The following is a 26,099-nucleotide window of genomic DNA, read 5'->3' on the forward strand; positions in this document are numbered from 1 at the left end:
ACCGCTGGCAGCGGGGTGATCTCAGCACCCGACGGCTCATCTACATCTGGCGGGCGGGATGTATTTTCGGCCTCGAAGGGCTGGGATCAAGAAAGTGGTCATCGGCCTCGCTGAAGGCGACCGCGAAAGCTCCAAGTGGGCGGGGCGTTATTGCTCGATCGATAACGGCGTGGCCTCACCCAAGCTCCTGTGCTTGAAATTGCCGGTGGCGCTTTTGGGTTCTGCACAGATCTGTGCCTTGCCATGGTGTTCAAACCGATAGTGTCAGTTCAAAACAAATGGCGCAAACCCCATGCCTGTGATCATTGAAGGGATTGAATTCAAGGACGGAATCAAGCAACTTCAAAATGCCGCCTGATCACGCCGTCACCAACTTTCGGTCCTTGCCCGCATCCTACCATGAACACAAATGGAGGACATTTCTCATGAAAGTTGTCGTTATGGGTGCAGGCGTTATTGGCGTCACCACCGCCTATTATCTTGCCAAACAGGGCGCAGAGGTCGTGGTCATCGATCGTCAGGCCGGACCGGGGCAGGAAACCAGCTATGCCAATGCGGGCCAGTTGAGTTATGGTATGACCTCGCCCTGGGCTGCGCCCGGTATCCCGGTGAAGGCGGTCAAATGGCTGTTCATGAAGCGCCGTCCGCTGTTTATCTGGCCCCTGATCAGCCCGACCATGTGGAAATGGTGCGTCTCGATGGTGCGCAATTGCAATGAGGACAGCTATCGCATCAACAAGGGCCGCATGGTGCGTGTCTCAAGCTATTCGCGCGATGTCATGCCCGAACTGATCGCCGAAACCGGCATAGAATACGACGGACGTGCGCAGGGCACTTTGCAGCTTTTCCGGACGGTCAAGCAGATGACGGGCTCGAAGGCGGATCAGGACATTCTGGCCGACTACGATTCCCCCTACGAGGTGCTTGGCCGCGATGCCTGTATCGAGGTTGAACCCGCCTTGGCCGAGGTACGAGACAAATTTGTCGGGGGCCTGCGCCTGCTTGCCGACCGTACCGGCGACTGCCAGATGTTCACGATCGCGCTGACCAAAAAATGCCTCGAGATGGGGGTGGAATTCAAATACGGACAGGCGATCCAGTCTATCGCCATCGAGGGTGGCAAAGTCGCGGGTGTAGACACGGAAATCAGCGGGCGGATCACAGGCGATGCCTATGTCTGCGCCATGGGCAGCTATGCGGTGAAGGTGCTGACCCCAATTGGCATCAAGCTGCCAGTCTATCCGATCAAGGGCTACTCTGTTACCCTGCCGGTTACCAATGACGAATTTGCCCCCCAGTCCACGATTATGGACGAAACCCACAAAGTCGCGATCACTCGTTTGGGCGACCGCATCCGGGTGGCGGGCACGGCGGAAATTGCCGGATATTCCAAACGCCTCGGCCCTCATGCTACCGACACGGTGAAACATGTCATCGGCGATCTGTTCCCCAAGGGGGGCGACATTTCCAAGGCCGAAGGTTGGACCGGCCTGCGGCCGATGACCCCCGATGGAACACCTGTTCTGGGGCCGACGAAATACGACAACCTGTTCCTGAACACGGGGCACGGAACGCTGGGCTGGACGATGGCCTGCGGTTCGGGCCGCGCCGTGGCGGATGTGGTGCTGGGCAAAACACCGGAAATCTCCTTCGACGGGCTCACCGCAGCGCGTTACGCACGCTGAACTTGGCCTTGACGACCAGCCAGACCCAATTCTTGGCGCGGCTGCTTGCCTCGTTGGCAGCGCAGCGTCGGGTAATGCAGCGCCATCGCAACATCGTGTAGCAGATATGGGAGAGCATGCAGGACGAGACGAGTTGCCATGTAAGGTCCAATCTGATCTGGCATTCGCGCCTGCCACCCTGAATGCAAAAAGGATCTCTTTGGGCAGAAACGACCCCTCATGCCTAAACGCGTCTAAGGTCCCCGAGTGCGACTGGTATTCGCGAAGAATCCCCACGACCTCGCAATTTTGGGTTGGGGCCAACACCCGTCGTTTGGCCCGTGATCTGACTGGCTTTAACCGCTCGAAGCTTTCGTGGGCGGGTCCACAGTCTATAAATCAGTCGCCCAAAATCGACGTTGGCGTCGGAATTTGGCGCGCAAAACTACTTGATTGCCCCTATACTTGGCATGCGGCGAGGGCGACAGTCTTCAAGTTTCGGGTATCGACCGAAGCAAAGACGCGCTCCCGAGAATGTCGACGTCAGCGTCATATCCTAGACCGCGACGCTTTTGGGGATACGAAGATGGTGAAGATCAGTCTCGTCTCAGCGCTGCTTTCAATCACAGCCAGCACGCTTCCGGCCTACGCCGACGACTTGGTCGAGCGCGGCGCTTATCTCGTGAAACACGTTGCGGCCTGTGGCAACTGCCATTCGCCGCTTGATGCCACCGGAGAGATCGCCGGTAAGGAACTATCGGGCCGCTTTGTGATTTCGACGCCAGGTTTCGACGCCTATGCACCTAACATCACTCCTGCAGGGATCGGTGGCTGGTCTGATGAAGAACTTTCTATCGCAATCCGCGAGGGCATTCGCCCGGATGGCACCTTGATCGGTCCGCCAATGCCGATCGAACTCTACCGACGCCTTTCGGACAGCGACCTCGCGGCGATAATTGCCTATTTGCGGACTGTTCCCGCCGTCGAGAGCGATCTACCCCGCTCACGCTACCGGATAGAGCTGCCCAGCAGCTACGGCCCTCCGGTCAGTTTCGTTGCGGATGTCGCGCCGGGCGAAACGGTCGAATACGGCGCTTATCTGGCAGGCCCAGTCGCCCATTGTATCGAGTGCCACACACCAATGACGGAGGCCGGCCATTTCGACTATGCCTCACGGCTTGGCGCCGGTGGCCAGATCTTGGAAGGACCTTGGGGCATCGCCGTCACCGCCAACCTGACATCCGCCCCGGATGCGCTCGCTCGCTGGAGCGACGAAGAAGTCATCAACATGATCCGAACCGGCCACCGGCCAGATGGATCGGCTATGGCAGGGCCGATGGGTTATAGCTTTTACAGGGGAATGGCTGAGCAAGACGTGCGCGCGATCGTTGCTTATCTCAGGACTCTGCCGGCGCGCGTTCCCTGACCCACATAACCTCATTAAGCCTGGGGAGCCACACGACCGGTACCAAGGCCGTCGGGCAAGTCTGCGACCTGTTGACCAAAGCGGGGCGCTATAACTTCTTTAAGGCCGCAGGTTATGAAACCGCGTTAGCGCAACATGGTCTAACGACCCGCTCGCTCGTTGTTAATCGGGAGTGTCAGAGCGCCGACCCTCTGCCAAATCTTAACTCTTGAACCTGCTTGCGGTTCTATAAAGCTTGCTCCGACGCACGGGTGCGAATGTGTCCGGCGCCGAGAGGTATTATTTTTCTGGCTCGTCCTTTGGTCGATCAGCCTCGTCCCCTTTTTCCAGCGCCGATACGTCAACAAGGTTGGCGTCGGGAATATCTTTATGATCCGGCGCAGGCTCTGAACTATCGGGCTTGCCGACGATCAGAGGTAGCAGATGCGCGCCGGTGGCCGATGCATAGTGCTGCGCTTCGGGGGTTTCCCAGCTCAATGTGTCAAAGCTCTCGCAATTGGTGCAGATCGGTGTCCAATCACCGTGGATATGCTGGCAATTCGTGCAGACCCATTGCGGGCCACGCGGGGCGCTCAGCGCTTTGGTCAACCACCCATGCACCACCGCGTCCGATGCGCCTTCGCCACGTTCGATGGCCGCCATCAAGGTCAGCGCGCGCGCGTCTGCGGCGGCATGCGGGAGATCGCCAAGCGCGCGACGGGCCTCGGGGAAATCTTCGGCGGCAATGTGCAGTTCGGCCCGCAACAGGCGGGTTTCAGGGTGGTCGGGGTGAAGCCGCGTCAGCGCAGTAAAGCGTTTGATGCGCTCGATTGGCGTTTCGTCAGGTTTGATCTCGGCAAAGGCTGCCGCCAGATCGGGATGCGGCTGAACATCCCACGCCTTTCTTAAGATACGCGTGGCATTGCGCGGCTTGTTGCGGGCAAGATAGGAGCGCGCTGCCATTGCCGCTGCCGGGACCAGATCAGGTGACAGGCGGTTTGCCTCGATCGCCTTCTCGCGCGCCTCGATTGTGGCCTCTTCGTCGATCACGTCGCGCGCCTCGGACAGGGCCAGAACCGCGTCACGGCGGGTATGGACATCGCGCGGCAGCGTACCGGATTTCAGCTTGGCATTCAGGGTGCTGCGCGCACCAGCCCAATCGTGCGCCTGCGCCTGAAGTTTTAGAAGAAGATCTTGCGTTTCCTCGTGCTTTGGCTTCAGGGCGAACGCCTTTTCGGCCAGTTTGCGCGCGGTTTCAGTATCCCCGTCGGCGACCTTCTGCTTGAGGATACCGCGAATTCCGACAAAGCGGGTGCGTTCATCCGCCACCAGTTTTTGATAGGTCTCGGTTGCGGTGGCGCGATCACCGGCAAGTTCCGCCGCCTGCGCCTTGAGCAGATTGGTCAGCGCCGGTTGTTTGAGATATTTTTCGGCCTTTTTGGCCTTGTTCAGCGCCAACCGCCCCTCACCCGAAGCCAGAGCCATCAACCCGTCGGCCAGCGCCTGAAATCCACGCTGTTCACGGCTGCGGTCAAAGTAACGTGACAGAGCAGTTTCATCGCCGCTCAGGAACCTTAGAACCGCGCCCAGCAATGCCAGCAATTTCAATAAGACCCAGACCGCCACAATCAGCAGCAGCCCGGCGATGACCGATTGCAACGGCCCTAATGTGTATTCCGTGCCTGCCACGGTGATCTGCACACCGCCGTCGGTTTCCAGAAGATAGCTCGCGCCCAGCGCCAATGCGGCGGTGATCGCCACGAAAACCAGGATCTTGATCAGGGACCAAAGCATGGGACGTCCTTCAATTTGCGTTCAGGCTTTGCGCCAGATCATCAGCCGCCTCGATTGCGGCCAGCCGGCTTTCCGCCCGCTCGCGCCAACCATCCAGCGGCGGTTTGGCCGCCTCAGTCAGACTGTCGATCTCTCGCAATGCGCGCGACAGGTCGCCATTGGTCAACGCTGCCTCGGCCCGCGACAGGATCGCGTCCGGATCGTTTCCGTCGCGTGGCGCGACCGAGCGCGCACCAAGTTGGCGTTGCAGAAAGGTTCCAAAACTATGGGATCCGTCGGCGCTCTGGGCTCGAACCGCTGCCAATGCATTGCGCGCCGCCGGTGGAAAATCGGTCTGCAGTGCCGCAATCGTGGCGACACCTTCCGCTGCCGGGCCTGACAGGACTGCGGGAACGGAAACATCATTGCTCTCAAGCAACTGCACCTGATCCATATAAGGACGTCCCGAATCCAAAGCTGCGCGCATCTGGGCAACGGCAGTGCGATTCATCGCTTTCTGCGCGGCAATGGCCGCCTGATCTTCCTTGGCGCGGGCGTCGGCCTCCATCTGACGAGCTTGTTCGACCAGCGCCTGCATCTCGGCACGTTGTTCGGCGACCGAACTTTGCAGTGTCTGCAACTCGCGCTCGTAGGCGGCAATCGCGCTTTGCGAAACGCCTTGCGTTAGCGGGCGTTTTTCAAGTTCGGTCAAGCGGTCATCCATGGGACCAAGCCGGGTCTGAATCTGCTGAAGTTCTGCGGTGATAATGTCCAAGCGCTCGGTCAACGGGTCAATCTGAGCCGTCAAATCGGCTAGCCCGGTTTCAAGGGGGGTCAGATCGGGAATCGGCAACCCTTCAATGTTGGCGCTCAAACCGCTGATTGCGGTATCATGTGCAGCAACCTCGTCGCGGAGTGCCGCGATTTCCGCACCGGTTTTCCCCGATTGCAGCGCCTTGGGCAGAAATTGATCCACCAAGTCGGCGCGTGCCGCCAGAAATCCAAGCATTGCCGCAAGGATACCGCCCAGCAGCGCGGGTACAAACCCCCGCCGTCTTTCGATCACCCGATCGGCGGTTTTTTCATCTGACAGGGGCTCGGATTTCACAGGTTCCGGCTTGGACCGGGGCTTGGTTGTCTTGGGTTTCTTCGGCAGCGGGCTTTTGGCCTCGGGCGCGGCTTTGCTTTCTTCCGGCATGACAAGGGGATCGCCCGAGGTCGCGCTTTGCGGTTTGGATGCAGGCACCTTGTTTGCGGCCTTCGAACCGTCGCCGCCGGTCGTCTTTGGGTTTTCCGCGGACTTGTCCTGGGTCTTATCGTCGGCTTTTGGCGTGGAGTCTTTCTTGTCGGCCACCGTGATGATCCCTCTTGATTCTGACCCGATACTTGTCCTGCACCGGAAAACCTTACTTCGCGCTTGGGCCACCCTCAACCCGACTTGCCTGATTAGCAAGTATTTCAACGCCATCCGCCAGCGCCGCGGCGGTTGGTCGTGATGCCACGATCAACCGTTTCAGGGGCAGATCGCGCAAAGGCCGAGCCGCCGCTTCGCTGATCGCAACGGCATGTACTTCCGCACCGATCTGCGCAACCCGGGCAAATTGCTGGGCGGTTCTGGGTGAAAATAACGGCACGATAACCTGTCCCGGACCGTTCAGCGTGGCCTGCGCGGCATCCGTAAGCGGCAGGACTTCCTGTTCGTAGATCACCTGCACCACCACACTGCATCCGACTGGGGCAAGTTCTCCGGCAATATCACCACTCCCGTGACGTCCGCGCAAATGCAATAACGGCCCCTGCGGTGGATTAGCGCGCAATGTGGCAATCAGTTCGGCGGCGTCCTCGCCCACCATGCGGGCCTGCCAGCCGAGTTTACGCGCGGTCTGAGTGGTCCACGCTCCGACGCAGTAACAAGGCAGATTCCGTCGGTCGGTCACGTCTGCCGCAATGGCAACCCCATTGGCCGACGTAAAAATAAGTCCGCGCGCGTCATCAAGATCGATCTGCTCAGCAATCGGTACGATTCGCAGCAACGGAGAATGGCAGACGGTCAGTCGCTCGCGCAGTACGGCGGGCAGGTCCGCCACAAAACGTTCGCCAGAGACGCGGGGGCGGGTCATCAGCAGGGTGGTTTCCACCATCGCGGTAGGCTCTCTCGGGATTGTTTGCAGGCTGTCCGAGTGTTACCTGCCAAGAAGCGGGGTTGCAACGGGCAGGCACATGGTGCGGACAGTAACGGTTTTAGGGTTGGAGAGCAGCTGCGACGATACCGCCGCCGCCGTGGTGCGGCAGGGACGGGACGGGGCGCAAATTTTGTCCTCGATTGTGCATAGTCAGGATGATCTGCACAGCGCTTATGGGGGTGTCGTACCGGAACTGGCAGCGCGGGCCCATGCCGAGAAACTGGATATCTGCGTGATACAGGCACTGCATGATGCGGGCCTGACGCTGGCCGATCTGGATGCGGTTGCCGTCACTGCCGGGCCGGGGCTGATCGGCGGCGTGGTGGCTGGCGTCATGTGCGCCAAAGGCATCTGTGCCGCGACCGGTCTGCCATTGATCGCGGTCAACCATCTGGCCGGCCACGCGCTGACGCCGCGTTTGACCGATAACGTCGACTTTCCCTATTTGGTGCTGCTGGTCTCGGGCGGGCATTGCCAGTTCCTGATCGCCCACGGCACCGAGAGTTTCACGCGACTGGGCGGCACCATCGACGACGCGCCGGGCGAGGCCTTTGACAAGGTCGCCCGTCTTCTAGGTCTGGCGCAACCGGGTGGCCCTGCGGTCGAAGCCGAGGCGCGCAAGGGCGATGCGGCCCATTTCGCCCTCCCCCGCCCACTGTTGGATCGGGCCGGATGCGATCTGTCGTTTTCCGGATTGAAAACCGCCGTGCTGCGCCAACGCGACATCATCGCCCTCGATAAGGGAGGGCTAACCCGGCAAGACCGCGCCGATCTCTGCGCCGGATTCCAGCAGGCCGTGACCGATGTGCTGGCCGAGAAAAGCCGCCGCGCACTGGCGCTATACCTGACGCAAGACCCCGCCGCGCCAGTGATGGCCGTGGCCGGCGGCGTCGCTGCCAATGGCACGATCCGGGCCGCATTGGAGGCGGTTTGCGCGCAAAGCAAAGTTGCCTTCGTCGCGCCCCCGCTGGCCTTATGTACCGATAACGCCGCAATGATCGCCTATACCGGGATCGAGCGGTTCCGCCTCGGCGCGCGCGATGGCATGGATCTCGCCGCCCGCCCGCGCTGGCCGTTGGATCAAAGCAGCCCGGCGATGCTGGGCAGCGGCAAGAAGGGGGCAAAAGCATGAGCATTGCCGTCATCGGCGCTGGAGCATTCGGCACGGCACTGGCGATCTCGCTGACCGCGAACGGGCCGGTTTGCCTGTGGACGCGCGACCAAGACCACGCGCAAGAAATGCAGGACACAGGCCAAAACACGCGCCGCCTGCCCGGTGTCGCGCTGCCTTCTGGGCTGACCGCAACCGCCGAGTTTGATCAGGCCGCGCAACATGAAACCGTGCTGCTGGCCGTGCCCATGCAGCAATTGCGCCGCGTGCTGAGCGAACACGCCAGTGCATTACGCCACGCCACGCTGGTTGCCTGCTGCAAGGGAATCGAACTGGAAACTGGCATTGGGCCTTGCGCCGTGATCGGGCAGGTGCTGCCCGAAACGCCCTGTGCGCTGCTGACCGGTCCCAGTTTCGCGCATGATATCGCGCGGGGCTTGCCCACCGCGCTGACTCTGGCCACCGAAAATGCCCAACGTGGTGTCCGGCTTCAACAATTGCTCAGCACAGCCAATATCAGGCTCTACCGCACCACAGATGTGATTGGCGCCGAACTTGGCGGGGCATTGAAAAACGTGATCGCCATTGCCTGCGGTACAGTGATCGGCGCGGGGATGGGCGCCAGCGCGCGCGCCGCACTGATGACGCGGGGCTATGCCGAGATGCAGCGCATGGCGCTGGCCCTTGGCGCGCGGGCCGAGACGCTGGCGGGGCTGTCAGGTTTTGGTGATCTGGCGCTGACCTGCACATCGGATCAGTCTCGCAACTATCAGCTTGGGCTGGCCATCGGCCGGGGCGAAGGTTTTGACCCCTCCATCACGGTCGAGGGCGCAGCCACCGCACGAGCGGTTGCCGCCAAGGCTGAACAGATGGGGCTAGATATGCCGATCACCGAAATCGTGGTCGGCCTTTTGGACAGCGCCCTGACCCCTGAAAGCGCGATGTCACGCCTGCTGGCGCGCCCCCTGAAAGAGGAATGACGCGACAACTTACCGGCGGTTCAAAACCAGATTCACGGACCCGTGTTCTGAGCCAGCCAAAGGTCAAGGACGCGACCGCCTTGAGTCGCAGATACCATTGAAGTCTGTACGAAAATGAACGTGTGGCTTGACTGAAGGATGATACGGAAAAGAAGATTGGAATATGACAATGACGGGTAAAAACACCGGGGCAGATTTAAAATCGGGCAGCTATTTCTTTCTCTTGGCTGCGCTCATGCTCATACTCGCCACCATCGGCATCTTGCATTTCTTCAGTGCGGAAGACCAAAAACATCTACTTGCCGAAGGAGGTTTTTTCGAGAATTTGACCGTTTTGGGCTATGGGGTCTGCCTTTTGCTTATTTGGTCCTGCTGGCCTTGGCAGAAGGTACGCGAGCGCTGGTACTTCTCGGCATTGATAATTCTTTTTGCGTTACGCGAACTCGATTATGACAAGTCTCACTTCACTTTAGGGCTTTTGAAGGCCCGTCAATATACCGGAGACATGGTGGGGTTTCCCGAGAAAATCATCTCAATCATGCTTCTGGTTTTGTTGGTGGCCTTACTGATTTCCATTCTGGTCAACGAAACCCGTGCTTTCATATCCGGTTTGATCGCAGCCAAGCCAAGCGAACTGGCCGTACTAAGCAGCCTGGTGCTTATTGTCGTTACCAAGTCGGTCGACGGACTTGGCAGAAAATTGGCTGACTTTAATATCACAATTTCCAAATCCGTAGAACAGACTGCCACTGTTGTTGAAGAGATCGGCGAACTGGGCATACCGATCATGTTCGCTGTGGCGATCATACTGAGTGCGGACTTTTATTTCAGGAAACGCTCGGTCTTGTGACAGGGGTTCAGGGGTCACATGCTACCGGAACCATGATGCGAAAGCTCAAATGCGAGGCGGCCGCCAGAGTCGGCGGGCGCTGCAATCGCGAGGCCAGACCAGTTAGCCGTAGACCGACTCTTTGCCGAAATGTTTGGTCAGCATGTAATAGACAACCGCGCGGTATTTGTTGCGCTCGGACCGGCCATAGGTGTCGATTGCCGTGTCAATGGCTGACATCAATTCGGGACCGTCCGGCAAGCCCAGTTTCTTGATCAAAAAATTGTTCTTCACGGTTTCAAGCTCACTTTCCTGCGAGCCTGCGACTGTTGCCGCGTCGTCGTTATAAATTGCCGGGCCGCAGCCGATGGTGACCTTGGTCAAAAGGTCCATGTCCGGCGTCATCCCGCATTTGTTTCGCAGATCGTCCGCATATCGTGCAATCAAATCGTCGCGCTTACCCAAAACACTTCTCCCGCTACCAATACGCGCATGCGTGTGCTGTCTGAACCAACGACACCATGCCGCACAAAGTCTAGCGGACCCTGACGATCACACAATCTTTATTTCTGGTGGCTTTGTTCCGTGGCGGCCACTCCGTTCACAGAGCGACCGCCATCCAAATCAGTATCGGTAATGTTCGGGCTTGAAAGGTCCATCCGGGCTGACGCCGATATAAGCGGCCTGATCGTCGCTCAGTTGGCTAAGTTTTACGCCGACCTTGGCAAGGTGCAAACGCGCCACCTTTTCGTCCAGATGTTTGGGCAGAACATAAACCTTGTTCTCATACTGATCGCCCCGGGTCCAAAGTTCGATCTGCGCGAGGGTCTGGTTGGTAAAGCTGGCCGACATCACAAAGCTGGGATGACCGGTGGCGTTGCCAAGGTTCAGCAGACGCCCCTCAGAGAGCAGGATGATCCGATTGCCCGAGGGCATCTCGATCATGTCCACCTGTTCCTTGATATTGGTCCATTTGTGGTTTTTCAGCGCCGCGACCTGAATTTCATTGTCGAAATGGCCGATATTGCCGACGATGGCCATATCCTTCATCTCGCGCATATGTTCGATGCGGATCACGTCCTTGTTGCCGGTGGTGGTGATGAAGATATCGGCGGTCTTCACCGCATCTTCCAGCGTCGTCACCTCGTAACCATCCATTGCCGCCTGGAGCGCGCAGATCGGGTCGATCTCGGTCACTTTCACCCGTGCTCCCGCACCGCTGAGGCTGGCGGCGCTGCCCTTGCCAACGTCGCCATAGCCGCAGACGACCGCGACCTTGCCCGCCATCATCGTATCGGTAGCCCGGCGAATGCCATCAACCAGCGATTCCTTGCAGCCGTATTTGTTGTCGAATTTCGACTTGGTGACGCTGTCATTGACGTTAATCGCCGGGAACGGCAGGTGGCCGCTTTCCATCATCTGGTACAGGCGATGCACACCGGTGGTGGTTTCCTCGGACACGCCTTGCAACATGTCGCGCTGTTTCACGAACCAGCCGGGCGTCTCTGCCATCCGCTTGCGAATCTGGGCGAAAAGCGCCTCTTCCTCTTCGCTGGTAGGGGTGGCGATCAATTCTTCCTCGCCCTCTTCGACCCGCGCGCCCATCAGAATATAAAGCGTCGCGTCGCCGCCATCGTCCAGGATCAGGTTCGCACCCCCTTCAAACTGAAAGATCCGGTCGGCATAATCCCAGTATTCTTCCAGCGTTTCACCCTTGAACGCAAAGACCGGCACACCGGTGGCAGCAATAGCCGCCGCAGCGTGGTCCTGAGTGGAAAAAATATTGCACGAGGCCCAGCGGACATCGGCCCCGAGCGCGGTCAAGGTCTCGATCAAGGCCGCCGTCTGAATCGTCATGTGCAGGCTGCCGGCGATCCGTGCGCCCTTGAGCGGTTTGCTTTCGCCATACTCCTCGCGCAGGGCCATCAGGCCAGGCATCTCGGTTTCAGCGATATCCAATTCCTTGCGACCATACTCGGCCAGTGAAATATCCCTGATAATATAGTCCTGTGCCATTCGAGGCTCCCTAACGTTGCGATCGCGAATCGGTTACCATCTTGCGCAGTCCGCCTCAATGGCGCGTGTCGCCTGGGTGCCGGGTCTTTTTGAAGCAGTCGCCGCGCCGCATGCGCGCGCTGCGATCAACTCCCCGACCAATCAAAGCTGGGCCGTGTGATCTTCCGGCACCGATCTGGACAATCCTTCGCCGGTGCATATTCTGCGCGAGATCTTGACCTGATGCGGAGCCTGTGATGCCCAGAATCCGACGCGCCTGGCAGCGCATGCTTTCTGGCCGCCGGCTGGATCTGCTGGACCCCACACCGGTGGATATCGAAATCGAAGACATCGCCCACGGGCTGGCCTTCGTCGCACGCTGGAACGGCCAGACACGGGGCGATTACGCCTACTCCGTCGCGGAACATTCGCTGTTGGTCGAAACCTTGTTCGGACGGCTCGCGCCGGATGCCCCGGTGAAATGGCGGTTGGCCGCGCTGCTGCACGACGCTCCGGAATATGTGATCGGTGATCTGATTTCCCCGGTAAAGGACGCGGTCGGACCCGGATATAGCGATCTGGATGACCGTCTTTCGGCGGCGATCCATATGCGCTTTGGCCTGCCCGCGATCCTGCCCGCCACAGTTAAACGCCAGATCAAGCGCGCCGACCGTGTCAGCGCCTGGATGGAGGCGACCCGCATCGCAGGGTTTACCCAAGCCGAAGCCGATAAGCTGTTTGGCAAACCCAAGGCCGAAATGATCCAAGGGCTGGATATCCAGTTGCGTGCGCCCAAATTGGCGCGCGATGCTTATACACAGCGCCACGAGGAATTGCTGGCGCAATTGTGAGCGCGCCTAGCGCGGGCTGCGCTTGGCCAAGATGCGCTGCAATGTACGGCGGTGCATGCCCAGACGTCGCGCGGTTTCGCTGACATTGCGATCACAAAGCTCGTAAACCCGCTGGATATGTTCCCAACGCACGCGATCCGCGCTCATCGGATTTTCCGGCGGCGGGGGCATTTCATCGGGCGTCGCCAGCAAGGCATTGGTGATATCCGTGGCATCGGCGGGTTTGGACAGGTAATCTGTCGCCCCGATCTTGACCGCCGCGACAGCGGTGGCAATCGCGCCATAGCCGGTCAGCACAACAATCCGGCTATCGGGGCGGCGGTCACGCAGCACCTCGACCACATCTAGCCCATTCCCGTCATCAAGCCGCAGATCGATCACCGCATAGGCCGGCGGGCGGGCCGTGGCGATTGCCTTGCCTCCAGCAACGGATTGGGCTGTTTCCACCTCAAAGCCGCGCTTTTCCATGGCCTTGGCCAATCGGCGCACGAAAACTTCGTCATCATCCACCAACAGAAGCGATTTGTCCGGTCCGATCTCTGGCTTTGACGCGTCGGCCATGCTCACCTCAGGTTATTAGGTAGGAATGGAAATATTAACAGGCAGCGGGAAAAGGTCAAACACGCTGTCACCAGCCTGCCGCCTCAAGATAACATCCGATCTTGTCTGCCATCTCTTCCGGGCCGGTATCGCGGCGAAAAAACTCGACAAAACCGGAATCCGGCAGGACCAGATAGGAAAAGGTCGAATGATCGACCAGATAGAAATCGTCCTCGGCCGGATGGGCGTTGTAATAGGTCTTATAGGCTTGGCTGGCCGCCTTGACCTGTTCGGGCGAACCGGTCAGCCCGACCATCCGCTGGTGCATATTGTCCGCAAAGTCACCGACCACCTTCGGCGTGTCGCGCTTGGGATCGATCGAGATGAAAACCGGCGTGACCATCTGGCCTCGCTCTTCCAGAATATCCACAGCGGCAGCGTTGCGGGCGACATCCAGCGGACAGACATCAGGGCAAAATGTATAGCCGAAATAGATGAGGGTGGGCTGGGTAATCACTTCCGTATCCGTCACGGTTTGACCCTGAGCGTTAACCAATTCAAACGGCCCGCCAATCTGGGCCGCGCCACCGGCGATCTGCCCGCCGCGACACTGCGCGAACTTGTCGCCATCATCGCTTGCCATGGTCCGCCACCAGACTGCGCCCGCAACCGCGATGACAAGCACGACGATAGCGGCGACAATAGCATGAATCGGTTTCATCTGGTCTCTCCGGGCTGGCAGAACGGTTGATCGTTCCGGCCCGCACTTCTATCAAACTGAGTAGCGGTTACAACTGAAATGGATTTTCCATGATCGAGTCCGATGTCAGCCTGCTGGACGGGCGTACACAGCGAAACTGGATTCGGCTGCGCACGCTGATCCTGTTGCGTTGGTTCGCCATTGTCGGTCAACTTGCCGCGATCAAAGTGGCCCATCAGGTCTATCAAATCCAGCTTGAACTAGGGCTTTGCTATATGGCGGTGGGCGTGTCGATGATCGGCAACCTGATCGCGATGTTTGTCTATCCGGAAAACAAGCGCCTATCTGAACCCGAAACCCTGATTACGGTGCTGTTCGACCTGCTGCAACTGGCGCTACTTCTGTATCTGACCGGGGGGCTGAACAATCCGTTCGCCATGCTATTGCTGGGGCCGGTGACGGTGGCGGCCAGTGTGATGGGTCTGCGCTCGACCTTGATTATCGGCGCCAGCGCGATTACGCTGGTGACGCTTCTGGCTCAATTTCATCTGCCATTGCTGTTGCCGGATGGATCGGTATTGCAGATGCCGGACATATTCCTGTTTGGCAATGGCACCGCCATTATTATCGCCACGCTGTTCATGGGCGCTTATTCACGTCGTGTCAGTTCGGAAATGCAGTCAATGAACGATGCACTGGCGGCAACCCAACTGGCACTGGCGCGCGAGCAAAAGCTGACCGATTTGGGGGGCGTGGTGGCCGCCGCCGCACATGAACTGGGCACCCCGCTGGCCACCATCAAACTGGCCAGTTCCGAGCTAATAGACGAACTGGCCGACAATCCCGACCTGCGCGAAGACGCTACCCTGATCGGCGAACAGGCCGACCGCTGCCGCGATATTCTGCGCGATATGGGCCGTGCCGGAAAAGATGATCTACACCTGCGTCAAGCCCCGCTCAGCGCGGTTCTGGCCGAGGCTGCAGAACCCCATATGAACCGCGGCAAGGCCGTGTATTTCGAAGAGGTCCCCGGTGACGACGACCACCAGCCTATAATCATGCGTAAATCCGAACTGATCCACGGGTTCCGCAATCTGATCCAGAATGCCGTGGATTTCGCCGATGCTAATATCTGGATCGAGACCCGCTGGAGCGACGACCAAATTGCAATACGTATCATGGATGACGGACACGGCTTTCCGCCCACGCTGATCGGGCGCATCGGTGATCCTTTCATGCGCCGACGCACGGCCCCGTCGGACCCATCCACACGCCCCGAATATGAGGGCATGGGGCTAGGGTTGTTCATCGCAAAGATCCTGCTGGAGCGCACCGGCGCCGAATTGACCTTTGCCAATGGATCAAACCCGTTTAACAACCCCGGCAAAGAATATACCCGGCGCGGCGCAGTCGTCGAAGTTATTTGGCCGCGTGACAAGATCGATGCACACCCCGACGGCATCGCCCCTGCTCACGGCAGGAACGAGCGGTTTTCCTAGATATCCGTTAGTCGCCGAGGGCGGTTAAACCCATTTTAACCATTACGCCTGCACAGTCCCCGATGAATTGCTACCTGTTTCGGGAACACTTGCGATGTGGGAATGGCTGATCCTTGGCGTGACGAGTGCAACCGCCGCGATCGGCGCCGTATGGCTTCTGGTGCCGCGCGGTGCAAAGCCCGGCGGCGCGTTGGCGGTTTTCCGTTCGGCACAGGATGCGCCGCCGGTCTGGTTGTTCGAGGGGCAAACACTGGTTGATCGCAGCCACTCCGCGCGCGCCTTAAACGGCCAAGGTGCAAACATTGTAGGCTGGGTGGATTTACGCGATCAGCTGCAGGCGCAATTTCCGGCTTTTCCAGAAACGCCCGAGGCGGCGGTCAATCCCCTGATCGTCGAATCGGCGCTGGAAGACGATGCAAGACAGGTGGTCTTCGAATGGTTGGGCGAAATGGTTCGGGTTGAATTGCGCCCTCGCCCGGCCAGTGCAACCCATAGCGACCAACCCACAGCTGATGTCCTGCTATCCGCAACCAAACATGCGCCTTATCCGGTCTGGCGGCTAGATGCAGACAACCGCGTCAGCTGGCATAATGATGCCTATTCCCGGCTGTACGCTATGGCCCGCGAGTCCCGCCCTGAACCTTCAACGCCGCTGTTCACCATCACCCCGGACAGACCGGCAACCGGTAGAGCCGCCCGCAAATTCGTCACCGTCAACAATAGCAATCAAAAACTGTGGTACGATATCTCGGTCGTGCCGCATGGTAGCGGACGCCTTTGCTACGCGGTTGATGTAAACGCGGTGGTCGATGCTGAAGTCGCCCAACGTAACTTTGTCCAGACGCTGGCCAAGACCTTTGCGCATCTGTCCATAGGCTTGGCCATCTTTGATCGCAATCGGCAACTGGTTCTGTTCAACCCGGCCCTGATCGATCTGACTGCTCTGCGGGCCGATTTTCTAAGCGGGCGACCCAACGTTTTGTCATTTTTCGACCGGCTGCGCGATCAACGTATGATGCCTGAACCGAAAAACTATAGCAGTTGGCGCCAGCAAATGGCCGATCTGGTCGCCGCCGCCGCCGACGGGCTTTATCAGGAAACATGGTCCTTGCCGTCGGGATCAGTCTACTCCGTCACTGGACGACCACATCTCGATGGCGCGGTTGCCTTCCTGTTCGAGGATATCACCGCCGAGATTACCCTGACCCGTCAGTTTCGCGCGGATCTGGAGCTGGGGCAATCCATACTCGATCAATTGCATCAGGCGATCGCGGTGTTCACAATCGATGGCACGCTGAGTTTTTCGAATGCGGCCTATCATCAGCTCTGGGGCGTCGACCCCGACCGCAGCTTTGCGCAGTCCACAATTCTGGATGCTACGCGCTTGTGGCAGGATCACTGCCGCGCAACACCAATGTGGGGTGAAATCCGCGATTTCGTAGCGATCGGCGAACACCGCACCGAGTGGTTTGGAGCAATCAGACTGGTAGACGGGGCGGAAATGATCTGCTCCGTCTACCCAATCAACGGTGGCTCGACGATGGTCAGCTTTGAAGAATCCCGTGGCGCGAGCTTGCCCGCGCTTCGGCAACCAAAGATGCAGGTGATTGGCGCCTGAACCCGCTTGCGGCCAACCCTGTGCACAGCCATTGTAGCACCATGACCGCCTTTAGGACTCTGACCTTCCACTCGCCGGAAGAAACCGCAATTTTTGCGACCCGACTCGCCCCGCAACTACGGGCGGGTGATTGTCTGTTGCTTGACGGCCCCGTGGGTGCGGGAAAGACCCATTTCGCCCGTCATTTGGTGCAATCGCTTCTGACCGTGCCCGAGGATGTGCCCTCGCCCACCTATACGCTTGTGCAGACCTACGACACCGCTGCGGGGCCATTATGGCATGCCGATCTTTACCGTCTGACCGCGTCCGACGAGATCGAGGAACTGGGCCTGATCGAAGCCTTTGACACCGCGATTTGCATCATCGAATGGCCCGACCGTCTGGGCTCGCTCGCACCGCGAAACGCGCTTTGTTTGCGGTTTGGGCACGACGACAATCTGCCCGATACGCGCCACATCGAACTCAGTTGGAACCATTCCGGGTGGGCTGACCGTATTGGAGCGATTGCCGATGTCTGAGCGGGAAGAATTGATTGCCGGTTTTCTTGCCGGCACGAGATGGGCCAAGGCGCAGCGCGAACCGCTCGCCGGGGATGCGTCTTCGCGACGCTATGAGCGGCTGAATGATCCGCAAACCGGTGCCACGGCGGTGCTGATGGATGCACCCCCCGATCAAGGCGAAGACGTGCGTCCCTTTGTGCGCATCGCCAATCATCTGCGCGACCTAGGGTTAAGCGCACCCGAAATTCTCGCAGAGGATACCGAGAACGGGTTTCTTTTGCTTGAAGATCTGGGCGACGATCTGTTTGCGCGTCTGCTGAACACCACACCAAAACAGGAAAACGACCTGTATCGCGCCGCGACCGATGTTTTGATCGCATTGCATAACACCGACCCGCCTGAACTTAAAACCTATACTCCGCCAATCATGGCGGAAATGACCGACCTGGCCTTTACCCACTACCGCGCGGCGATCTGGGGCCGCTCTGAGCCGCAGCTTCAGGAGCGCTTTCAGCAACGGTTCACCGACATCCTCAGCCAGAGCGTGCAATCCGAACCCGTGCTGGTGCTGCGTGACTATCACGCAGAAAATCTGCTTTGGCTGCCCAAGCGAGACGGCATCGCCCGCGTTGGCCTGCTGGATTTTCAGGACGCCGTGCTGGGCCACCCGGCTTATGATCTGGTGTCGCTGTTACAGGATGTGCGCCGTGATGTGTCGGTTGCCGTCGAACAGGTGATGCTGACCCATTATATCAAGCAGACCGACGCGGACGATCATCGCTTCCGGCGGGCCTATGCGGTGCTGGGCGTGCAGCGCAACTTGCGTATTCTGGGCGTGTTCGCAAGATTGGCGCGCGAACGCAACAAACCTTATTATCTGACGCTGATGCCCCGCGTGTGGGAGCATTTGACGCGCGGTCTGGATCATCCCGCTCTCGCCCCGGTCGCTGAACTACTGACCCGCGAGTTGCCACCTCCCACACCGGAAAACCTGGATCGATTGAAAACCGCATGACCCAACCCGTTATGATGTTCGCCGCCGGTTTCGGCACGCGCATGGGCGCGCTGAGCGCCAAACAACCCAAGCCGCTGATCCATGTGGCAGGGCGCGCACTGATCGATCATGCGCTGGATCTGGCGCGCGCTGTCGACGCCGCGCCGATCGTCGCCAACGCCCATTACCGCGCCGAGATGCTGGCGGCACATCTTGCGCCGCTGGCCGTGCAGGTCACCCATGAGACCCCCGACATTCTAGATACCGGCGGTGGCTTGCGCGCGGCGCTGCCGCTGCTGGGGCCGGGTCCGGTCATTACCATGAACACCGATGCGATCTGGTCGGGGCCGAACCCGCTGTCCCTGTTGTTGCGCTATTGGAACCCCGAGGTGATGGATGCACTGCTGATCTGCGTGCCGCTCGACCAGGCCATCGGCCGCAAGGGCACGGGCGATTTCACCCGCATGGACGATGGTCGCATCCAGCGGGGCGGCGATCTTGTCTATGGCGGTGTGCAAATATTGAAAACCGACGGGTTGGCGGAAATCGACGCGCCCGTGTTTTCCTTGAACCGCCTCTGGGACCAAATGCAGGCGCAAGGCCGGCTCTTTGCACATGTCTATCCGGGGCGCTGGTGCGATGTCGGCACGCCAGAGGGCATCCCGCTGGCCGAAGACCTGCTGCGAGGGGGCGAACATGTTTAAGCCAAGCGACAGGCCGCGCGTTTTCGCCCTGTCCTGTGGCGTCGATTTTCCCGCCGCATTGATCGACGGGCTTCTGGCGCGCAGTGACGGCCCGCCGGAGGCTTTGGCGCGGGTGAATCTGATCGTCAACACCCGCCGCATGGCGCGGCGCATCCGCGATATCTTAGACGCTGGGCCGGCGCGATTGCTGCCGCGCATCTCGCTGCTGACCGATCTCGACCACGGCCGCGACAGCGCCGCCCTGCCCCCGCCGATCCCGCCACTGCGCCGCCGTCTGGAACTCGCGCAACTGATCGGCAAGCTGCTGGACCGGCAACCCGATTTGGCGGCACGCGCCTCGGTCTATGATTTGGCGGATTCGCTCGCTGACCTGATGGACGAGATGCAGGGCGAAGGCGTCGACACCGATGCGATCCGCAACCTCGACGTCAGCGATATGTCCGGCCACTGGGCGCGCTCGCAAGCGTTTTTCGACATCGCCGCCGATTTCATCGCGCGCGCCGGTGTCGACGGACTTGACGCGCAGGCAAGGCAAAGGCGCATGGTAGAAACCCTTGCTGCGCGTTGGCAAAAGGCGCCGCCGCAACACCCGGTCATCCTCGCGGGTTCAACCGGGTCGCGCGGGACCACGCTGATGCTGATGCAGGCAGTGGCGCGATTGCCGCAGGGCGCAGTGGTGCTGCCCGGTTACGACTTTGACCAGCCCGAAGCTGTCTGGGCCTCGCTGGATGCAAGCGATCACGCACTGGCGGCGCAAGATCACCCGCAATTCCGGTTTCGCCACCTGATGCAAGCCTTTGACCTGTCGCCCGGCGAGATCCGCCCTTGGACCGATACGCCGCCACCCTCGCCCGCGCGGAACCGGCTGGTCTCGCTGGCCCTGCGCCCCGCGCCTGTGACCGATGCATGGATGGAGGAAGGGCCGCGTCTGCGGGACCTTGAGGGCGCGACCGCCGACATGACCCTGATCGAAGCGCCCTCGCCCCGCGCCGAGGCGCTGGCCATTGCGCTACGGCTGCGACAGGCGGCGGAAACCGGCCAGCGCGCGGCACTGATCTCGCCCGACCGGATGTTGACGCGGCAGGTGACGGCCGCGCTTGACCGCTGGAATATCCTGCCCGACGACAGCGCGGGCACGCCGCTGCACCTGTCGCCGCCGGGGCGGTTTCTGCGCCATGTCGCCGGTCTGTTCATCGGACGTCTAACTGGCGAGGCGCTGTTAACGCTTTTGAAACATCCGCTGACCCATGATGGGGCCGAGCGGGGCGAACATCTGCGCCAGACCCGCGATCTGGAACTGCGCCTGCGCGCCAAGGGGCCAGCCTTTCCCGATGCGGTTTCGCTTGCCGCTTATGGTGAAACCAATGGGCGGTCGGGGCCGTGGCTGACATGGCTCGGCACCTGCCTCTGCGGGCAGGAAGTATCGGGCGACCGCCCGCTGACCGACTGGATCGCCCGCCTGCGTGAGGTGGCCGAAGCGATCGCGGCCGGGAGCGCGGCGCAGGGCAGTGGCACGCTCTGGCAGCGCAATGCCGGGCAAAAAGCATTGCAGGTGGTCGAGCAGCTCAGCACCGAGGCCGCGCATGGCGGTGCCATGACGGCGATGGAATTCGCCGATCTGCTGGGCGCACTGCTGGCCGGGCAAGAGGTCCGCGACCGCGATGCGCCGGACCCGCGGATCATGATCTGGGGCACGCTTGAGGCGCGGGTCCAAGGCGCCGACCTGCTGATCCTCGGCGGGTTGAACGAAGGGGTCTGGCCCGAGGCCGCCCGCCCCGATCCCTGGCTGAACCGCGCTTTGCGTGCGCAGGCAGGGTTGTTGCTGCCGGAGCGGCGCATCGGCCTGTCGGCCCATGATTTTCAACAGGCCATCGGCGCGCCCGAGATCTGGCTGACCCGTTCCACCCGCACCGACGACGCCGACAGTGTTGCATCACGCTGGCTGAACCGGCTGACCAACCTGCTGGGCGGCCTGCCAGAACAGGGCGGATGCGCGGCGCTGGCCGCGATGCGCGCGCGGGGCCAGATATGGCTGGATTGGGCTGACACGCTGGAAGAGGTCAAGCGCCAACCCGCCGCCCACCGCCCGGCCCCGCGCCCGCCGGTTGCCGCGCGGCCACGCCAACTGCCGATCACTGCGATCAAGACCCTGATCCGCGACCCTTACGCGATCTATGCGCGCCATGTGCTGCGGCTGCGTCCGCTCGACCCGCTGGTGAAAACACCCGACGCGCTGCTGCGCGGGATCGTCGTGCATAAAATTCTCGAAGTCCTGATCCGCGACAGTCTCGAAAAGCCGGAAACCCTTACCCGCGACGGGTTTCTGGAACTGGCCGCGCGGCTGCTGGAAGAACAGGTCGCGTGGCCCACCGCGCGCCGCCTCTGGTTGGCCCGAATCGAGCGGATTGCCGATACTTTTCTGGCCGAGGAAGACGCACGGCAGGCCCACGCGACACCGCAATGGTTCGAACACCCAGGCCACCTGCCGTTACCGCCACTGAATTTCACGCTTACGGGGCGCGCCGACCGGATTGACCGGGACAAAACCGGCGCGTTGTTAATTTATGACTATAAAACCGGTGTGCCACCCTCGCCTGCGGAACAGCGCAAATTCGACAAGCAACTCTTGCTGGCCGCCGCGATGGCGGAACAGGGCGGGTTCAAGGAAATCGACCCGACCGATGTACGGGGCGCGGCTTTCATCGGCGTCGGTGCTTCGCTGAGGACGGTGCCCGCACCGCTGGACAAGGAGCCTCCCGCACAGGTTCTGGACGATCTGAAAAAGCTGATCGCGCTTTATCTAACGCAAGAGCAAGGATTTACCGCGCGCCTGGCGCTGCAACGAGACAGCCATGGAAGCGATTACGACCACCTAGCGCGGTATGGCGAATGGGATCGCACCGCAGCCGCAACGCCGGAGGATCTGACATGAGCCCGCGCGATGAGGCCACCGAGCGCCAGGTTCAGGCGGCGCGACCTGATGTTTCGACCTGGCTGGCGGCCAATGCCGGGTCGGGCAAGACACGGGTGCTGACCGACCGGGTGGCGCGGCTGCTGCTAGAAGGTGTGCAACCGGAACATATCCTGTGCCTGACCTATACCAAAGCCGCCGCCAGCGAGATGCAGAACCGCTTGTTTCAGCGCTTGGGTCATTGGGCGATGCTGGATGACGATACGCTGACGCAGCAGCTTGCCGATCTCGGTGGCGTGGATGGGATTGCCCGCGACGACCTGCCCCATGCGCGCACCCTGTTTGCGCGCGCAATCGAGACGCCCGGTGGCTTGAAAATCCAGACCATTCATTCTTTCTGCGCATCGCTCTTGCGGCGCTTTCCCCTTGAAGCTGGGGTCAGCCCGCAATTCAGTGAAATCGAGGACCGCGCCGCCGCGCTGCTGCGTGACGAGATCATCGAAGATTTCGCCGACGGGCCACAAGCGCATCTGATCGACGCGCTGGCGCGCCATGTCACCGGCGCCGGGTTCGACAGTATCGCCAGCGCGGTGGTGCAGCGGCGAACAGCATTTGAAACGGCGCTGAGTTGGGACGACATGCTGGCCGCATTCGACCTGCCAGCGGGTTTCGATGAAGAACAGCTTCTGGCGGGCGTGTTTCTGGGTGGTGAAATTGAGTTGATCCAGCGCCTGTCGCCCGACCTGCTCGCAAGCGGCGGCAACAATGCCAAGGCGGCCGCGAAACTTGCCGCCCTTGACGGCGCAAACCTTGCCGCCTTGCCGGTGTTAGAGAGCGTGCTGCTCACTGGTGCTTCGGCCAAGGAACCCTTTACTGCCAAGATCGGCAGTTTTCCAACGAAGGCGCTGCGCGAGGGCGATCTGGCCCCGGCCATGCCCGCGCTCGAGTCCTTGATGGCCCGTGTCGAGGCCGCGCGCGACCAGCGTCTGGCGCTGGCGGCGGCGCGCAAATCGGCGGCTTTGCATGATTTCGCGGCCGAGTTCCTGCCGGAATATGCGCGGCGCAAGCAATTGCGCGGCTGGCTGGATTTCGACGACCTGATCCTAAAGGCACGGGCGCTGCTGACCGATCCGGCGGTCGCCGCCTGGGTGCTTTATCGGCTGGATGGCGGCATTGACCATATTCTTGTGGACGAAGCGCAAGATACCAGCCCCGAGCAATGGAATGTGATTGAGAGGCTGGCGCAGGAATTTACCTCCGGACGGGGCGCGCGCAGCGATGTGGAGCGCACGATCTTTGTGGTCGGCGACAAGAAACAGTCGATCTATTCCTTTCAGGGGGCCGATCCAGACGAATTCGACCGGATGCAGCACGAATTCGCGCACCGCCTGAATGCGACCGGACAACCCTTGCAGGATCTGACCCTGGAATTCTCGTTCCGGTCTTCCGATGCGATCCTGCGGCTGGTCGATCTGGTCTTCGAAGGACAGGGCGGCGCCGGGTTTCACAAAGAATCGCTGCACCGCGCGTTTAAGGCCGATCTGCCCGGACGTGTCGATCTGTGGCCCGTGGTGGAAAAGGTTGAAACCGATGAGGATCGGCACTGGACCGACCCGCTGGACCGGCCCGGGGCGCGACATCACAATGTTGTGTTGGCCGAACGCATCGCGCAGCAGATCAGGAGCATGATCGAGCACGGCGAGACTGTTCCAATGGATGGCCCGACCCCCGGCAGCATGGGCAGACGCCCGGTGCGCGCGGGTGATTTCCTGATTTTGGTGCAGCGCCGTTCGGACCTATTCGCCGAGATCATCCGTGCCTGCAAGGCTGCGAACCTGCCTATCGCCGGAGCCGACCGGTTGAAAGTGGGGGCGGAACTTGCGGTCAAGGATCTGGCGGCGCTGTTGACCTTCCTTGCCACGCCCGAGGACGATCTGGCGCTGGCGACGGTGCTGAAATCGCCGCTGGCGGGCTGGAGCGAGCAGGATTTGTTCACGCTTGCGCATCATCGCCCGCCAAAAGGCTATCTATGGGCCGCGCTGCGTGATGCGGCCGAACAGTATCCGCAAACGCTGGCGATGCTGGACGACCTGCGCAACCAGACTGATTTCCTGCGGCCCTATGACCTGATCGAACGTATCCTGACCCGTCATCACGGACGGGCAAATCTGTTGGCCCGTCTTGGGCCCGAAGCCGAGGACGGGATCAACGCGCTGCTGTCGCAAGCCTTGGCCTATGAACGTTCGGACATTCCCAGTCTGACCGGCTTTCTGGTCTGGATGGAAACCGATGATCTGGAGATCAAACGCCAGATGGGCAGTGCTGGCGACCTGATACGGGTGATGACCGTGCATGGAGCCAAGGGGCTGGAAGCGCCGATCGTGATCCTGCCCGATACCGGTCCGCGCAACCCGCCGCAGGGGGGCGAGGTGGTGCTGGCCGGCGATGTGCCGCTGTGGCGCGTCAATGCCGATGCGATGCCGGCCCGTCTATCCGCCGCGCGGGAAGCGGCGCGCGAACGCGAGGCAGCGGAGCGATTGCGCCTGCTTTATGTGGCCCTGACGCGGGCGGAAAAGTGGCTGATCGTGGCTGCCGCTGGCGATCTGAGCAAAGAGGGCGACAGCTGGTACCAGATGGTCGAGGCCGCGATGAAACGCGACAATGCCGCGACGGTGCCAGTGGCCGATATGGAGTGTTTGCGCCTGTCACATGGCAACTGGGACGGCCCGGCATTGCAGCACATTGCCGATCCGGTGCGGGATCGCGTGCCCCTGCCCGCACTGTTCCGCCAGCCAGCACCGCCGCCCGAACCTGAGCCACAAACGCTCAGCCCCTCGGATCTGGGCGGGGCCAAGGCGCTGCCGGGCGAAGATGGCCTGGACGAAGCGGCGGCGATGCTGCGCGGCACCCGGCTGCACCTGCTGCTGGAACACCTGCCGGCGGTCGCCCCAGACCAGCGCGGGCTGTTCGCCGACCGGCTTCTTTCTGATGCACCACAGGCTGAACGCGCAGCGCTTCTGGCCGAAGCATGCCACGTGCTGGATAGGCCTGCATTGGCACATCTTTTCGCGCCCGAAACGCTGGCCGAGATCCCCGTCACCGCCGAAATTGGCGGCGTGCGGTTTCATGGGGTGATCGACCGACTGGTGGTGTCCGATGAGATGATTCTAGCCGTCGATTTCAAGACCAATGCCACCGTTCCCGCCAATACCGCCACCACCCCCGAGGGGCTGTTGCGCCAGATGGGCGCCTATGCCCAGGCTCTGCAACAGATTTATCCCAACCGACCGGTGCAAACCGCGATCCTTTGGACCCGAACAGCGCAAATCATGGAATTACCCGGCGGTCTGATTTCATCGGCATTGACCCGCGCGCTGCGTCTTGACGCGGATGGCCCGCGTTCATAGGTTCCACTCAAGCAACACCCATTCAGGAGAAAGAATATGTCCACCATCGCCGTCACGGACGATACTTTTGATGCAGAAGTGAAAAATTCCGACATTCCGGTGGTCGTGGATTTCTGGGCCGAGTGGTGCGGCCCCTGCAAACAGATTGGCCCGGTTCTTGAGGAACTGGCCACCGAATATGCCGGCAAGGTCAAGATTGCCAAGGTTGATGTGGACAGCAATTCCACCATGGCGGCACAATTGGGCGTACGCGGAATCCCCGCGCTGTTCATCTTCAAGGACGGTGAAGTCGTGTCGAACCGTGCCGGTGCCGCACCCAAGGCCGCGCTGCAAAGCTGGATCGAAGAATCGATTGCATGACCGCCTGAAGACGGTTCTGAAAGGGCGTCCGTTTCGGGGCGCCCTTTTCACATTCGGGCGCGCCCTTGTGCCGAA

The 26,099-nt window shown here is 60.7% G+C and carries 21 protein-coding genes; 14 read left to right on the forward strand and 7 right to left on the reverse strand.

Annotated elements, in window-relative coordinates; all coding sequences use genetic code 11:
* Positions 1–425 precede the first annotated feature (425 nt).
* The gene (locus tag JAO82_RS06135) at positions 426–1,685 is read left to right on the forward strand and encodes a D-amino acid dehydrogenase (protein WP_198685478.1); all 1,260 of its coding nucleotides are present in this window, start codon (positions 426–428) and stop codon (positions 1,683–1,685) included.
* 565 nt (positions 1,686–2,250) lie between these two features.
* Positions 2,251–3,090 (forward strand): c-type cytochrome, encoded by an 840-nt coding sequence (locus JAO82_RS06140; protein WP_198685479.1) that lies wholly within the window; start codon positions 2,251–2,253, stop codon positions 3,088–3,090.
* Positions 3,091–3,369: 279 nt separating this feature from the next.
* Here the strand turns inward: JAO82_RS06140 and JAO82_RS06145 are convergent, their stop codons facing one another.
* Genes JAO82_RS06145 through JAO82_RS06155 form a run of 3 tightly spaced genes read right to left on the reverse strand, consistent with a single transcriptional unit; the run spans position 3,370 to position 6,983 of the window.
* Positions 3,370–4,863, reverse strand: coding sequence for a heme biosynthesis protein HemY (locus tag JAO82_RS06145; protein WP_198685480.1), 1,494 nt, complete (start codon positions 4,861–4,863; stop codon positions 3,370–3,372).
* A gap of 10 nt (positions 4,864–4,873) precedes the next feature.
* Positions 4,874–6,196, reverse strand: coding sequence for a hypothetical protein (locus JAO82_RS06150; protein WP_198685481.1), 1,323 nt, complete (start codon positions 6,194–6,196; stop codon positions 4,874–4,876).
* 52 nt (positions 6,197–6,248) lie between these two features.
* Complete coding sequence (locus tag JAO82_RS06155; protein WP_232897262.1) at positions 6,249–6,983, reverse strand: uroporphyrinogen-III synthase; 735 nt, start codon at positions 6,981–6,983, stop codon at positions 6,249–6,251.
* Positions 6,984–7,062: 79 nt separating this feature from the next.
* Between JAO82_RS06155 and tsaD the strand changes: the two genes are divergently transcribed.
* The 3 genes from tsaD (at position 7,063) to JAO82_RS06170 (ending at position 9,966) form a co-directional block, all read left to right on the forward strand.
* Positions 7,063–8,157 (forward strand): tRNA (adenosine(37)-N6)-threonylcarbamoyltransferase complex transferase subunit TsaD, encoded by a 1,095-nt coding sequence (tsaD, locus tag JAO82_RS06160; RefSeq protein ID WP_198685482.1) that lies wholly within the window; start codon positions 7,063–7,065, stop codon positions 8,155–8,157.
* On the forward strand, positions 8,154–9,116 hold the full coding sequence (locus JAO82_RS06165) for an NAD(P)H-dependent glycerol-3-phosphate dehydrogenase (RefSeq protein ID WP_198685483.1): 963 nt from the start codon (positions 8,154–8,156) through the stop codon (positions 9,114–9,116). Before tsaD ends, JAO82_RS06165 begins: the two co-directional genes overlap by 4 nt.
* 163 nt (positions 9,117–9,279) lie before the next feature.
* Entirely contained in the window at positions 9,280–9,966 is a 687-nt protein-coding gene (locus tag JAO82_RS06170; RefSeq protein ID WP_198685484.1) for a hypothetical protein, read from the forward strand.
* Between the two features lie 102 nt (positions 9,967–10,068).
* Here JAO82_RS06170 and JAO82_RS06175 read toward each other — a convergent pair whose 3' ends face one another.
* Together JAO82_RS06175 and ahcY are read right to left on the reverse strand one after the other, a co-directional pair.
* Positions 10,069–10,410 carry a DUF2853 family protein gene (locus JAO82_RS06175; protein WP_198685485.1) on the reverse strand — a complete coding sequence of 114 codons (342 nt, stop codon included), beginning with the start codon at positions 10,408–10,410 and terminating at the stop codon, positions 10,069–10,071.
* A 159-nt stretch (positions 10,411–10,569) separates the two neighbouring features.
* On the reverse strand, positions 10,570–11,961 hold the full coding sequence (gene ahcY / locus JAO82_RS06180; protein WP_198685486.1) for an adenosylhomocysteinase: 1,392 nt from the start codon (positions 11,959–11,961) through the stop codon (positions 10,570–10,572).
* A gap of 236 nt (positions 11,962–12,197) precedes the next feature.
* On the opposite strand from ahcY, the gene JAO82_RS06185 reads away from it, so the two are divergent.
* Positions 12,198–12,791: an HD domain-containing protein gene (locus JAO82_RS06185; RefSeq protein ID WP_198685487.1), complete on the forward strand. Its 594-nt coding sequence runs from the start codon at positions 12,198–12,200 to the stop codon at positions 12,789–12,791.
* 6 nt (positions 12,792–12,797) lie between these two features.
* Here the strand turns inward: JAO82_RS06185 and JAO82_RS06190 are convergent, their stop codons facing one another.
* Both JAO82_RS06190 and JAO82_RS06195 read right to left on the reverse strand, forming a co-directional pair.
* Positions 12,798–13,352, reverse strand: a complete 555-nt coding sequence (locus JAO82_RS06190) for an ActR/PrrA/RegA family redox response regulator transcription factor (protein ID WP_198685488.1) — start codon at positions 13,350–13,352, stop codon at positions 12,798–12,800.
* 67 nt (positions 13,353–13,419) lie between these two features.
* On the reverse strand, positions 13,420–14,052 hold the full coding sequence (locus JAO82_RS06195) for an SCO family protein (protein WP_198685489.1): 633 nt from the start codon (positions 14,050–14,052) through the stop codon (positions 13,420–13,422).
* A gap of 89 nt (positions 14,053–14,141) precedes the next feature.
* On the opposite strand from JAO82_RS06195, the gene regB reads away from it, so the two are divergent.
* The 8 genes from regB to trxA all read left to right on the forward strand — a co-directional run bounded on the left by regB (position 14,142) and on the right by trxA (position 26,024).
* Positions 14,142–15,530, forward strand: a complete 1,389-nt coding sequence (regB, locus tag JAO82_RS06200; RefSeq protein ID WP_198685490.1) for a sensor histidine kinase RegB — start codon at positions 14,142–14,144, stop codon at positions 15,528–15,530.
* 94 nt (positions 15,531–15,624) lie between these two features.
* Positions 15,625–17,148, forward strand: a complete 1,524-nt coding sequence (locus JAO82_RS06205; RefSeq protein ID WP_198685491.1) for a PAS-domain containing protein — start codon at positions 15,625–15,627, stop codon at positions 17,146–17,148.
* Positions 17,149–17,189: 41 nt separating this feature from the next.
* Positions 17,190–17,666: a tRNA (adenosine(37)-N6)-threonylcarbamoyltransferase complex ATPase subunit type 1 TsaE gene (gene tsaE / locus JAO82_RS06210; RefSeq protein ID WP_198685492.1), complete on the forward strand. Its 477-nt coding sequence runs from the start codon at positions 17,190–17,192 to the stop codon at positions 17,664–17,666.
* Complete coding sequence (locus JAO82_RS06215; protein WP_198685493.1) at positions 17,659–18,663, forward strand: aminoglycoside phosphotransferase family protein; 1,005 nt, start codon at positions 17,659–17,661, stop codon at positions 18,661–18,663. Before tsaE ends, JAO82_RS06215 begins: the two co-directional genes overlap by 8 nt.
* Positions 18,660–19,346: a nucleotidyltransferase family protein gene (locus JAO82_RS06220; protein WP_198685494.1), complete on the forward strand. Its 687-nt coding sequence runs from the start codon at positions 18,660–18,662 to the stop codon at positions 19,344–19,346. Before JAO82_RS06215 ends, JAO82_RS06220 begins: the two co-directional genes overlap by 4 nt.
* Positions 19,339–22,278 (forward strand): double-strand break repair protein AddB, encoded by a 2,940-nt coding sequence (addB, locus tag JAO82_RS06225; RefSeq protein ID WP_198685495.1) that lies wholly within the window; start codon positions 19,339–19,341, stop codon positions 22,276–22,278. Before JAO82_RS06220 ends, addB begins: the two co-directional genes overlap by 8 nt.
* Positions 22,275–25,664: a double-strand break repair helicase AddA gene (gene addA, locus JAO82_RS06230; RefSeq protein WP_198685496.1), complete on the forward strand. Its 3,390-nt coding sequence runs from the start codon at positions 22,275–22,277 to the stop codon at positions 25,662–25,664. The genes addB and addA overlap by 4 nt, the downstream gene beginning before the upstream one ends.
* Positions 25,665–25,700: 36 nt before the next feature.
* Positions 25,701–26,024, forward strand: coding sequence for a thioredoxin (gene trxA, locus JAO82_RS06235; RefSeq protein WP_198685497.1), 324 nt, complete (start codon positions 25,701–25,703; stop codon positions 26,022–26,024).
* The last annotated feature ends 75 nt before the right edge of the window (positions 26,025–26,099 follow it).

It is taken from the genome of Pontibaca salina, assembly GCF_016307205.1.
GTDB classification, from domain to species: Bacteria; Pseudomonadota; Alphaproteobacteria; order Rhodobacterales; family Rhodobacteraceae; genus Pontibaca; species Pontibaca salina.

Bases quoted from the DNA above. Each gene is read 5' to 3' on its own strand.
- JAO82_RS06145 (WP_198685480.1), bottom strand. From the start codon at position 4,863: ATGCTTTGGTCCCTGATCAAGATCCTGGTTTTCGTGGCGATCACCGCC.
- JAO82_RS06170 (WP_198685484.1), top strand. From the start codon at position 9,280: ATGACAATGACGGGTAAAAACACCGGGGCAGATTTAAAATCGGGCAGC.
- addB (WP_198685495.1), top strand. From the start codon at position 19,339: ATGTTTAAGCCAAGCGACAGGCCGCGCGTTTTCGCCCTGTCCTGTGGC.
- trxA (WP_198685497.1), top strand. From the start codon at position 25,701: ATGTCCACCATCGCCGTCACGGACGATACTTTTGATGCAGAAGTGAAA.
- JAO82_RS06155 (WP_232897262.1), bottom strand. From the start codon at position 6,983: ATGGTGGAAACCACCCTGCTGATGACCCGCCCCCGCGTCTCTGGCGAA.
- JAO82_RS06190 (WP_198685488.1), bottom strand. From the start codon at position 13,352: ATGGCCGACGCGTCAAAGCCAGAGATCGGACCGGACAAATCGCTTCTG.
- JAO82_RS06185 (WP_198685487.1), top strand. From the start codon at position 12,198: ATGCCCAGAATCCGACGCGCCTGGCAGCGCATGCTTTCTGGCCGCCGG.
- JAO82_RS06220 (WP_198685494.1), top strand. From the start codon at position 18,660: ATGACCCAACCCGTTATGATGTTCGCCGCCGGTTTCGGCACGCGCATG.
- JAO82_RS06215 (WP_198685493.1), top strand. From the start codon at position 17,659: ATGTCTGAGCGGGAAGAATTGATTGCCGGTTTTCTTGCCGGCACGAGA.
- JAO82_RS06135 (WP_198685478.1), top strand. From the start codon at position 426: ATGAAAGTTGTCGTTATGGGTGCAGGCGTTATTGGCGTCACCACCGCC.
- tsaE (WP_198685492.1), top strand. From the start codon at position 17,190: ATGACCGCCTTTAGGACTCTGACCTTCCACTCGCCGGAAGAAACCGCA.
- tsaD (WP_198685482.1), top strand. From the start codon at position 7,063: ATGGTGCGGACAGTAACGGTTTTAGGGTTGGAGAGCAGCTGCGACGAT.
- addA (WP_198685496.1), top strand. From the start codon at position 22,275: ATGAGCCCGCGCGATGAGGCCACCGAGCGCCAGGTTCAGGCGGCGCGA.
- JAO82_RS06205 (WP_198685491.1), top strand. From the start codon at position 15,625: ATGTGGGAATGGCTGATCCTTGGCGTGACGAGTGCAACCGCCGCGATC.
- JAO82_RS06140 (WP_198685479.1), top strand. From the start codon at position 2,251: ATGGTGAAGATCAGTCTCGTCTCAGCGCTGCTTTCAATCACAGCCAGC.
- JAO82_RS06165 (WP_198685483.1), top strand. From the start codon at position 8,154: ATGAGCATTGCCGTCATCGGCGCTGGAGCATTCGGCACGGCACTGGCG.
- regB (WP_198685490.1), top strand. From the start codon at position 14,142: ATGATCGAGTCCGATGTCAGCCTGCTGGACGGGCGTACACAGCGAAAC.
- JAO82_RS06195 (WP_198685489.1), bottom strand. From the start codon at position 14,052: ATGAAACCGATTCATGCTATTGTCGCCGCTATCGTCGTGCTTGTCATC.
- ahcY (WP_198685486.1), bottom strand. From the start codon at position 11,961: ATGGCACAGGACTATATTATCAGGGATATTTCACTGGCCGAGTATGGT.